The organism is Alcanivorax sp. HI0083 (assembly GCF_001635175.1).
The window spans coordinates 1-1304 of record NZ_LWFX01001471.1; the positions used below are offsets into that span (position 1 = coordinate 1).

Consider the following 1304-nt stretch of genomic DNA (forward strand, 5'->3'; position numbering starts at 1 on the left):
GTTGACGCGGCGCAGCAGGTCCACGCCCTTGCGGGCGTCAAAGGTGACCACGTCGCGCAGGGGAATGGCTTCGCCCTGATTGGTGATGATGGGCAGGCGTTCGATGGCGCTGAAGCGTCGACGTTCGCTGTCCGGCAGCATCACCCGCACTTCCACTTCCTCGTCTTCTTCGTTGTAGAGCTGCGCCAGGCTGCCGTCGAAGGCGGAGCGCAGCTGGCTGGCCACGTCGCTGAGGGTCAGCCCCAGAGCGCGGCCCTGGGCGGTGAGCTGAAAGGTCAGCTGTTCCTTGCCGTAGGGCAGGTCGTCATCCACATTGCTGACGCCGGAAAACTCGTTGAGGCGTTCCTGCAGGGCCAATGAGGCGGCTTTCAGGGTGAGAGCATCGCTGCCGGTGAGTTTGACTTCGATGGGTTTGCCCGGGGGGCCGGCTTCGGCCTGGGATATGGTCAGCTGATCCAGGCCTGCCGGCAGGGAGAGTTTTTCGCGCCAGGCGTCGACCAGTTGATCGTTGGAGATGTCCCGGTCCGAGCCGGTGTAGACCTCCACCACCAGGGTGCCGTATTCATCACCGAACTTGTCCTGGCGCCCGCCGATATTGGGGAAGCCGGCGGCGGCGCCGTGGTGGCTGATGATGGTGTGGACCAGATGCCCGCCCAGTTCCTCGTTGGTTTCTTCCAGGGTGTGTTCCAGCTCGGCCAGGAAGTTGTCCACCTGTTGTTTGTCGGTGCCGGAGGAAAACTCCACCACGGCACGCAGCTGGTCGCCATCCACCGGTGGGAAGAAGGTGAACTTGAGCCAGCCGGTGGCCACCAGTGACAGGGCGACAATAAAGGCGCAGACGGCCGACACGCTGACCAGTTTGCGGTGGTCGATGGACCATTCCACCAGGGGGCGGAAGCGCTCATCCCGGAAACGATTGAAACCGGCGTCGATGCGTTCGCGCAGGCCACTGGCCTTGACCTCAATGCCGCGAAAACTGTGGTGCAGGTGGCCGGGCAGCACCAGAAAACATTCCATCAGGGAGGCGAGGATCACACAGATCATCACGAAGGGAATGTCGAAAGCGATCTTGCCCATGGCGCCGCCCATCATGCCCAGCGGCAGGAAGGCGGCGATGGTGGTGGTGGACGATGCCACCACTGGCCAGAACATGCGCCGCGCACCCCCCAGGGCCGCGCGCTGGGCGGATTCGCCCTGCTGCAGATGGGTGAGGGTGTCTTCGCCCACCACGATGGCGTCGTCCACGATCAGGCCCAGGGCCAGAATCAGGCCGAACAGGCTGATCATGTTGATGGTGCCGCCGA

At 63.7% G+C, this 1304-nt stretch carries 1 protein-coding gene; it reads right to left on the reverse strand.

All coding sequences use genetic code 11. From position 1 onward, the window contains the following. Window positions 1–1304, reverse strand: a 1304-nt coding sequence (locus A3754_RS22310) for an efflux RND transporter permease subunit (protein WP_197468780.1), incomplete at both ends; no start/stop codon positions are given.